Annotated in this window: 6 protein-coding genes; 5 read left to right on the top strand and 1 reads right to left on the bottom strand. The window is 73.5% G+C overall.

Annotated features, from left to right (window positions below; genetic code table 11):
• From VI078_00780 to VI078_00765, 4 genes are all read left to right on the top strand, one after another.
• Positions 1–689 (top strand): acetyl-CoA carboxylase carboxyltransferase subunit beta (locus VI078_00780; protein HEY5997823.1); only part of this gene is annotated, 689 nt, incomplete at its 5' end.
• A gap of 8 nt (positions 690–697) precedes the next feature.
• Complete coding sequence (locus VI078_00775) at positions 698–2,563, top strand: hypothetical protein (GenBank protein HEY5997822.1); 1,866 nt, start codon at positions 698–700, stop codon at positions 2,561–2,563.
• Positions 2,560–4,455 (top strand): glycosyltransferase family 39 protein, encoded by a 1,896-nt coding sequence (locus VI078_00770; GenBank protein ID HEY5997821.1) that lies wholly within the window; start codon positions 2,560–2,562, stop codon positions 4,453–4,455. The genes VI078_00775 and VI078_00770 overlap by 4 nt, the downstream gene beginning before the upstream one ends.
• Positions 4,452–6,332, top strand: a complete 1,881-nt coding sequence (locus VI078_00765) for a hypothetical protein (GenBank protein ID HEY5997820.1) — start codon at positions 4,452–4,454, stop codon at positions 6,330–6,332. Before VI078_00770 ends, VI078_00765 begins: the two co-directional genes overlap by 4 nt.
• Here VI078_00765 and VI078_00760 read toward each other — a convergent pair.
• Complete coding sequence (locus tag VI078_00760; protein ID HEY5997819.1) at positions 6,329–7,339, bottom strand: NAD(P)H-dependent glycerol-3-phosphate dehydrogenase; 1,011 nt, start codon at positions 7,337–7,339, stop codon at positions 6,329–6,331. The genes VI078_00765 and VI078_00760 overlap by 4 nt on opposite strands.
• A 90-nt stretch (positions 7,340–7,429) precedes the next feature.
• On the opposite strand from VI078_00760, the gene VI078_00755 reads away from it, so the two are divergent.
• A partial coding sequence (locus VI078_00755; GenBank protein HEY5997818.1) for a DNA gyrase modulator occupies positions 7,430–8,040 on the top strand: 611 nt, incomplete at its 3' end.

Genomic DNA, 8,040 nt, shown 5'->3' with positions numbered 1-8,040 from the left:
ACCACTTCCGCGTCGGGTCCGAGGAGCGGGTGCGCCTGCTGGTCGACGAGGGCAGCTTCGTCCCGCACGACGAGGCGGTGGCGTCCGCGGACCCGCTGCGCTTCAAGGACGCGCGGCGCTACCCCGACCGGGTGCGGGAGGCCGCGCGCAAGAGCGGCCTGAACGAGGCGATCCTCTGCGGCGAGGCCGCGATCCTCGGTCGCCGGGTGCAGATCTGCTCGTTCGAGTTCGACTTCATGGGCGGGAGCATGGGCAGCGTCGTCGGCGAGCGGATCGCGCGGGCGGCCGATCGCGCGGCGCTGCGGGGCACGCCGCTGATCATCGTCTCGTGCTCGGGAGGCGCCCGGATGCAGGAGGGCCTGCTCTCGCTGATGCAGATGGCCAAGACGGCGGCCGCGCTCGCGCGCCTCGGCAAGGCCGGGCAGCCGTACCTGTCGATCCTCGCGGACCCGACCACCGGCGGCGTCAGCGCCAGCTTCGCGATGCTCGGCGACGTCATCCTCGCCGAGCCGCGGGCGCTGATCGGCTTTGCCGGCCCGCGGGTCATCGAGCAGACCATCGGCGGCAAGCTCCCCGAGGGGTTCCAGCGCGCCGAGTTCCTCGCCGCGCACGGCTTCGTCGACATCGTGACGGAGCGCGCGCGGCTGCGCGACACCGTCGCGCGCCTGCTCGGCTTCTTCGCCGGGTAGCGCCGGACGTGGCGCTCGAAGGCGGCGCGCACCGGCACCTCGCGCGCGACCTGGCCGCAATCGGCGCGGTCGCGCTCGCGCTGATGCTCTTCTGGCTCGGCAGCACGCACCCGCAGTTCAACAAGGACTCGCTCCAGTACCTCGACGGCGCGCGCAAGCTGGTCTGGCAGCCGCACACGGACTTCATCATGCCCAACCGGCCGCCGGGGTACTCGCTGCTGATGGTGCTCACGGGCGTGACCTGGCTGGAGAGCTTCCGGTGGCTGATCGGCGTGCAGGCGGCCCTCGGGCTGGCGATCCCGCCGCTGATCTACCTCACCCTCCTGCCGCTGGGGAGGGCCCCTGCGCTCGGGGCGGGCCTGGCCGGGGCGCTCGTGCCCATCCCCTACATTTGCGCCGGGATGGTGATGAGCGAGCAGCTGGCCCTCTTTCTGCAGTTTGTCTTCCTGTTCCTGGCCTCCCGCTACCTCGCGCCCGCGCGCCCGCCGCGCTTTCTGTACCTCGCCACCCTGGTCGCCTTCGCGATGGTCCTCACGCGGCCCAAGGACGCGCTGGTCTTCTGGGTGTTCCTGCCGCTCGCGGCGCTCGCGCCGCCGCGCCGCGTGCGCGAACCGCTGCTGGCCGGGGCGCTCTACTGCGCGCTGCTCGTGACGTGGTCCGCCGCCGACTGGCTCTGCCTCGGCTACGGCGACACGCCCGCGGCGGGCGAAAGCGCGGCGGCCCACCGGGCGACGGAGCGGTTCCGCGAAGCCTATCTCCACACGTGGGTGCGAACATTCGAGGACTATCGGGAGCCCCGGCCGCTCATCGTCCCCGAGAACGGCCCCGCGAGCCGCGAGCTCTATGGGCATGTCGCGCAGGTCATGCGCGAGAAGCCCGACAGCTGGAAGTTCCGCCCGCCCCTGTTCTGGTTCGGAGCCTACAGAAGTGACCCGGACGCCCTGCTCAGGGAGTTCTTCACGCGCCCGAATCCGGAGTATCTCGATTACGTCGTCGGGGCGGTTGGGTCCCGGATCGGCTCCGAGGCCGGCGGCAGGCTCCTCGCCGCGGTCGCGCGCGAGTGCGGGATTGGCGGGTGGCGGGGTTTCGTGGCGAGTCTCTCGCCCGGCGTCCCCAGCCGCCTTGAGGGCTCGAGCCTCCTCTGGGAGGCCGCCATCGCGGGGCGCCACCACGGCGGCTACGACCCCGATCGCTCCTTCCCGATCGTCAGGCCGCAGAATGGACCGGCGACGCGACAGCTGTACCGGGCGGCGGCAGACTATGGAGAGGCCTCGGGCGAGCCCGGCCGGGCCGTCGCCGTCGCCCTCCTCGAGAACCCGGGCCCGCTGACCTATCCGCTGATGACGACGGCCGCCATGCGGCTCTACGGCGCCGCCGGCGCGGACCGGCTGCTGCGGGACGTGGCTCTCGAGGCCTTCCGCGCCTACCCGGCCGCCGCGCTGGTCATCTGGGACAACTTCGTCATGCTGGCGGCGGGGCCCAGCGAGGTGCAGTACACTGCCGGCAAGCGCGGAACCGATCTGCCGGGCCCGCTGTTCCTGAGCTCGGGGCTGGATCGGCTGCCGGAGAAGATGCGCCGCGAGGTCGACGGGGCGAAGCCGGCGACGCCGTTCTTCGACGCGCTCTACCGTGGCGCCCACCTGCTGCGGCCGCTGCTGCTCGTGGCCTGCCTGGTCCTGCTGCCGTTCGCCTGGGCCGGCCCCGCCCGGCCGCTCGCTGTCCTGCTCGTGCTGCTGGCGCTCTCGCAGTACGCGGTCGTCGCCGCCATGTCGCAGCCGCACGGGCGGTTCACGGACCCGGCCTACCTGTTGCTCGTGATGACGCTGGCGATCGGGGCGGCGGGCGCGCGTGCGCGCTCGAAGGAGCGGCCGTGAGCGTCCGGTACCTCGCGGTGGGGTTGCGCGCCCCCGCCTCCCCGGCGCGAGACCTGCTCGTCATCCTCGCGCCCGGTCTGGCGCTGATGCTCTACTGGCTCGGGACCACGCACCCGCAGGTCAACGTCGATTCCGTCCAGTATCTCTCGATCGCGCGGAAGCTGGTGGGGCAGGGGCAGGCGAGCACGCTGGTCAACCGGCCGCCGGGCTACCCGTTGCTCATGGTGCTGACGGGCGTGACGTGGCTCGACTCCCTCCGCTGGCTGATCGGCGTGCAGGCGCTGCTGGGGCTGGCGATCCCGCCGCTGGTCTACCTGACGCTTCGGCCCCTCGGCAGGCCGGCGGCGCTCGGGGCGGGGCTCGCGGTCGCGCTGACGCCGATCCCCTGCATCTATGCCGGCATGGTCATGAGCGACCAGCTGAGCATGTTCCTGCTGGCGCTCTTCGCGTACTTCGCCTCACGCTACCTGACCCGCGAGCGGCCCGCCCGTTTTCTGGCGCTGGCCACCGTCACCGCGCTCGCGATGGTCCTGACGCGACCGGCGAGCGGGCTCGTGTTCTGGATGCTCTTTGCAGTCGCGGCGGCGACCGGGCCGCGGCGGCTCCGCGCGCCGCTGACGGCAGCGGCCCTCTACTGCGCGGCCCTTGTAGCGTGGTCCGGGGCGGACTGGCTGCTCACGGGCTGCGCCGACGCGCTTCCCCGCGGCGAGAGCCGGGCTGCCCACCGGGCCGGACTGCGTTTCGAGGAGGCCTATCTGCACACCTGGCGGCAGCGGTTCGAGGACTACGGAAAGCCGCGGCCGTTCATCGTCCCGGCCAACGGGCCGTCGACCCGGGTCCTGTACCAGTGCCTCTGGGAGGCTCTCCGGCAGGGGCCGGTGCCGCAGTGGGTATCCCGCTCGTCGCGTGCACGACTGGGTGTCCGCGCCCAGGACCCGGGCGCTCTCCTGCAGGAGTTCTTCCTCAATCCGAACCCCGTCTTCCTCAGCTACATCGTCGACACCGTCAAGGGCAGGATGGGCCCGGCGGCGGCCGAAGAGGTGTTCGCCGGCGTCGCCCGCGAGAGCGGAAGGGGAGGGTGGCGCGGACTGGCCGCAAACCTCTCCCTTGGCGTCTCGAGCAGGATGGCCGGCCTGAGCCTGCTCTGGGAGGCGTTCATCGCCGGGCGGCACCACGGCGGCTACGATGCCGAGCGGCCCTTCCGGCTGGTCCGGGCGGAGAACGGGCCGGCGACCCGGCAACTCTATGAAGCGCTCGCGTCCTACGGTGAACTCACCGGGGACTACGATCGCGCGGCGGCCCCGGCCTTCATCGAGCGGCCGGGCGCCGGGTCTCTCGACCACGTGATGACAGCCACGACACAGGTCTACGGCCCGGGCGCGGCGGACCGGCTGATGCGCGACGTCGCGATCGAGGCCTTCCGCGCCTATCCCGCCGCGGTGCTGCTGTTCTGGGACAACTTCGTCGTGCTGGCGGCGGGACCGGGCGAGGTGCACTACACCGCGGACAGGCGCAGCACCGACCTGCCGGGCCCCCTGTACCTGAGCTCGGGGCTCGATCGGTTGCCCGAGACGATGCGCCGCGAGGCCGGCGGCGACAAGCCGCCGACGCCCATCTTCGACGCGCTCTACCGCGTCATCCACCTGCTGCGGCCGCTGCTGCTCGTTGCGTGCCTGGTCCTGCTGCCGTTCGCCTGGGCCGGCCCCGCCCGGCCGCTCGCGGTCCTGCTCGTGCTGCTGGCGCTGTCGCAGTACGCGGTCGTCGCCGTCATGTCGCAGCCGCACGGGCGCTTCTCGGACCCCGTCTACCTGCTGATCGTGATGGCGGTGGCGATCGGCGCGGCCGGCGTGCGCGCCGGCGGATCCGGCGCCGGCGCGGGGGAGGCGGCGTGATCCGCCGCGGCAGCGCCTGGCTTGGGCGCGTCGTCGCGTCCACGCAGGCGCGAGACCTGGTGGCGCTCCTCGCGGTGGGGCTCACCCTGATGCTGTACTGGCTCGGGACCACGCACCCGCAGTTCAACATGGACTCCGGTCAGTACCTCGACAACGCCCGGAAGATGTCCTGGCAGCCGCACACCGACTTCGTCAGCCCCAACCGCCCGCCGGGGTACTCGCTGCTGATGGTGCTCACGGGCGTGACGTGGCTCGACTCCTTCCGCTGGCTGATCGGCGTGCAGGCGGCGCTCGGGCTGGCGATCCCACCGCTGATCTACCTCACGCTCCTGCCGCTGGGGAGGGCGCCGGCGCTGGGCGCGTCCCTGGCGGCCGCGCTTCTGCCGATCCCCTACGCCTACGCCGGCATGGTCATGAGCGAGCAGCTCGGCCTGTTCCTGCTGATCCTCTTCGTGTGCCTGGCCTCGCGCTACCTTACCCCCGCGCGTCCCCCACGCTTCCTGTATCTCGCCACGCTGGTCGCCTTCGCGATGGTGCTCACGCGGCCCAAGGACGCGCTCGTCTTCTGGGCGCTGCTGGGCGTCGTGGTGCTCGCCCCGCCGCGCCGCGTGCGCGCGCCGCTGCTGGCCGCGGCGCTCTACTGCGCGCTGCTCGCGGCGTGGTCCGGCGTGGACTGGCTCCTGCTGGGCGTCGGCGACGCGCCGAAACCCGGCCAGTCGGCAGCCGCGCGGCGGGCGGACCTGCGCTTCTACGATGCGTACTTCGACGCCTGGACGAGGAACTTCGACACGTTCGGCGAGCCGCGCGCCCTCATCCTGCCCGGGAACGGCCCGGCGAGCCGCGCACTCTACGACCTGCTGGGGAGAGCGCTGCGAGAGGACCCGGGGCGCTGGGTCTCCCGGGCGCCGCACGTCTGGTTCGGTGCCTTCCGCGGGCGCCCGGACGCGCTGCTCGGGGAGTTCTTCACCAGGCCCAACCCCGACTACTATCACTTCATCGTGGCCACCGCCGGCGCCGCGGCGGGACCGGAGCGCGCCGGGGAGATCCTGGCCGGCGTGGCCCGCGAATGCGGGATGGGCGGCTGGCCGGGATTCGTCGCGAACCTCTCACTCGGGGTGTCCAGCCGCATCGGGGGCGCGAGCCTCTTCTGGGAGGCGTTCGTGGCCGGGCGGCACCACGGGGGGTACGACCCCGATCGTCCGGCGCGGCTCGTGGCGCCGGAGAACGGCCCGGCGACGAGGCGTCTCTACGAGGCGCTCGGCGATTACGGGGAGGGGATCGGCGACTTCGAGCGCGCCAAGGCGGTCATGACCATTGAGAACCCCCTGCCCAGCACCTATGCGCTCATCAAGACCGCAACCGTGCGTCTGTACGGCGCGGCCGCCTCGGACAAGCTCCTGCGTCGCGTCGCGCTGGAGGCCTTCCGGGCGCGGCCGGGTGGCGCGCTGCTCTTCTGGGACAACCTCGTCATGCTCGCCGCCGGTCCCAGCGAGGTGCAGTACCGCGAGGCGAAGCGCTCCACCGACCTGCCGGGCGCGCTCTACCTGAGCTCGGGGATCGAGCAACTGCCGGAGGGCCTGCGGCGCGAAGTCGCGGGCCCGCGGCCCGCCACCGCACTCTTCGACGACCTCTACCGCGGCGCCTACCTGCTCAAGCCGGTGCTCCTCGTCGCCTGCCTCGTGCTGCTCTCCTTCGGCTGGGCGGGTCCCGCCCGGCCGCTGCTGGCGCTGCTGGTGGCGCTCGGCGCGTCGCAGTACGCGGTCGTCGCCGTCATGTCCCAGCCACACCCGCGCTACGGGGACCCCGTCTACCTGCTGATGGTGATGGCCCTCGCGATCTGCGCGGCGGGGATGCGCCGCCGTCCTTCCGGAGGCTAGGCGCTCTCGTCCTTGAGCGAGCGGGTCATCAGCTCGTGCAGCGCCGCCCGCGGGGAGGCGCCCTCGAAGAGCACGCGGTGCACCTGCGCCGCAATCGGCATCTCGACGCCGGCGCGGGCGGCGAGCCGGACGGCCGCCTGCGTGGTGCGCACCCCCTCGGCGACGGTCCGCGTCGCGGCCTGGATCTCCTGCAGGGTGCGGCCGGCCGCGAGCGCCATGCCCAGCGAGCGGTTGCGCGAGAGATCACCGGTGCAGGTCAGCACGAGGTCGCCGAGGCCCGCGAGCCCCGCGAAGGTCGCCGGGCGGGCGCCGAGGGCGATGCCCAGCCGCGCCATCTCGGCGAGCCCGCGCGTGATGAGGGCCGAGCGGGCGTTGTGCCCGAGGCCGAGACCGTCGCCGATTCCGGCGGCGATGGCCACCACGTTCTTGAGCGCGCCGCCGATCTCGACGCCGACGACGTCGTCCGTGGTGTAGGCGCGGAGGCTGCCGCTGCTGAGCAGCTCCTGCGCCGTGCGCGCGGTCGCCGCGTCGCGGCTCGCCACGGTCACGGCCGTGGGCAGGCCGGCCGCGACCTCGCGGGCGAAGCTCGGGCCGGAGACGAAGGCCAGCTCGTGGCGTCCCGTCGCGCCCAGCTCGCCGGCGAAGACCTCGGCCATCGTCTCGAGCGTGTCGGTCTCGAGGCCCTTGGTGGCGACGAGCACGGGCGCGCCCGCCGGCAGGTGGGCGCGGGCCGCGCGCAGCGTCGGCCGCGCGACGTGCGAGGGGGTGACGAACAGCGCGACCGTGGCCCCGGCCAGCGCCTGCGCGAGATCGGCCGACGCGTGGATGCCCGCAGGCAGGTGCACACCCGGGAGGAAGACGCTGTTCTCCCGCTCCTTGTTGACACCCGCCGCGACCTCCGGCTCGTACGCCCAGAGCTCGACCGCGTGCCCGCAGGCGGCGAGATGCGCGGCGAGCGCGGTGCCCCAGCTCCCCGCCCCGACGACGGCGACGCGTTGCGGTGTCATCTGCTGGACATCCTCGGTGAGCCTCCCGGTGGAGTGATATACTTTCGTCTACCGCGGTCCGCGCGGGCTGTCAAGCACGGAGGGTCTGTCGTGGCTCTGGGACGGTGGGAGCGGGTCCTCGACGAGGCGCTGCTGCGCGCGCACCGGGCGGGCGCCCGCCGCGCCGAGGCGTTCTGCGCCGCGGGCGCCTCCCGCACGGTCGAATACACCGACCGGGGGCTCGAGACGTACCGCGGCTCGGAGGCCGCCGGCGTGGGCCTGCGGGTGTTTCTCGGGCGCCGCGCCGGCTTCTCATGCGGGCAGGACTTCAGCGGCGCGGGACTCGAGCGGCTGGCGCGGCGTGCGGTCGAGGCTGCGCGGCTGGCCGACCTCCCGGCGTTCCCGACCCCTCGGGCGCGGGCCTCGGCGTCGGACCTGGCGATCCTCGACGCGGCGGGGCTTGGCGCCACCGTCGCCGACGACCGCGATCGCCTCGAGGCCGTGCTCGCGCAGGCCCTGGCGTTCGACGAGGCGGTGCGGCGGGTCAAGACGGTGAGCCTGCGCTCCGCGCGGCGCGAGGTGCTGGTGCGCTCGAGCGCCGGGACGGCGGCCGGCTACGCCCGCAGCTCGTTCGCCCTTGCCGCCGGCGTCGTCGCCGAGCGCGGCGGCGAGTCGGAGATGGGCTGGGAGTCCGACGTGGCGAGCGCCCGCGACGCCCTCGC

The organism is bacterium (assembly GCA_036524115.1).
GTDB lineage: Bacteria > JAUVQV01 > JAUVQV01 > JAUVQV01 > DATDCY01 > DATDCY01.
The sequence above is the reverse complement of the archived record's forward strand: the minus strand, read 5'-3'. Positions and strand labels throughout refer to the sequence as shown.

Bases quoted from the DNA above. Each gene is read 5' to 3' on its own strand.
- VI078_00760 (HEY5997819.1), bottom strand. From the start codon at position 7,339: ATGACACCGCAACGCGTCGCCGTCGTCGGGGCGGGGAGCTGGGGCACC.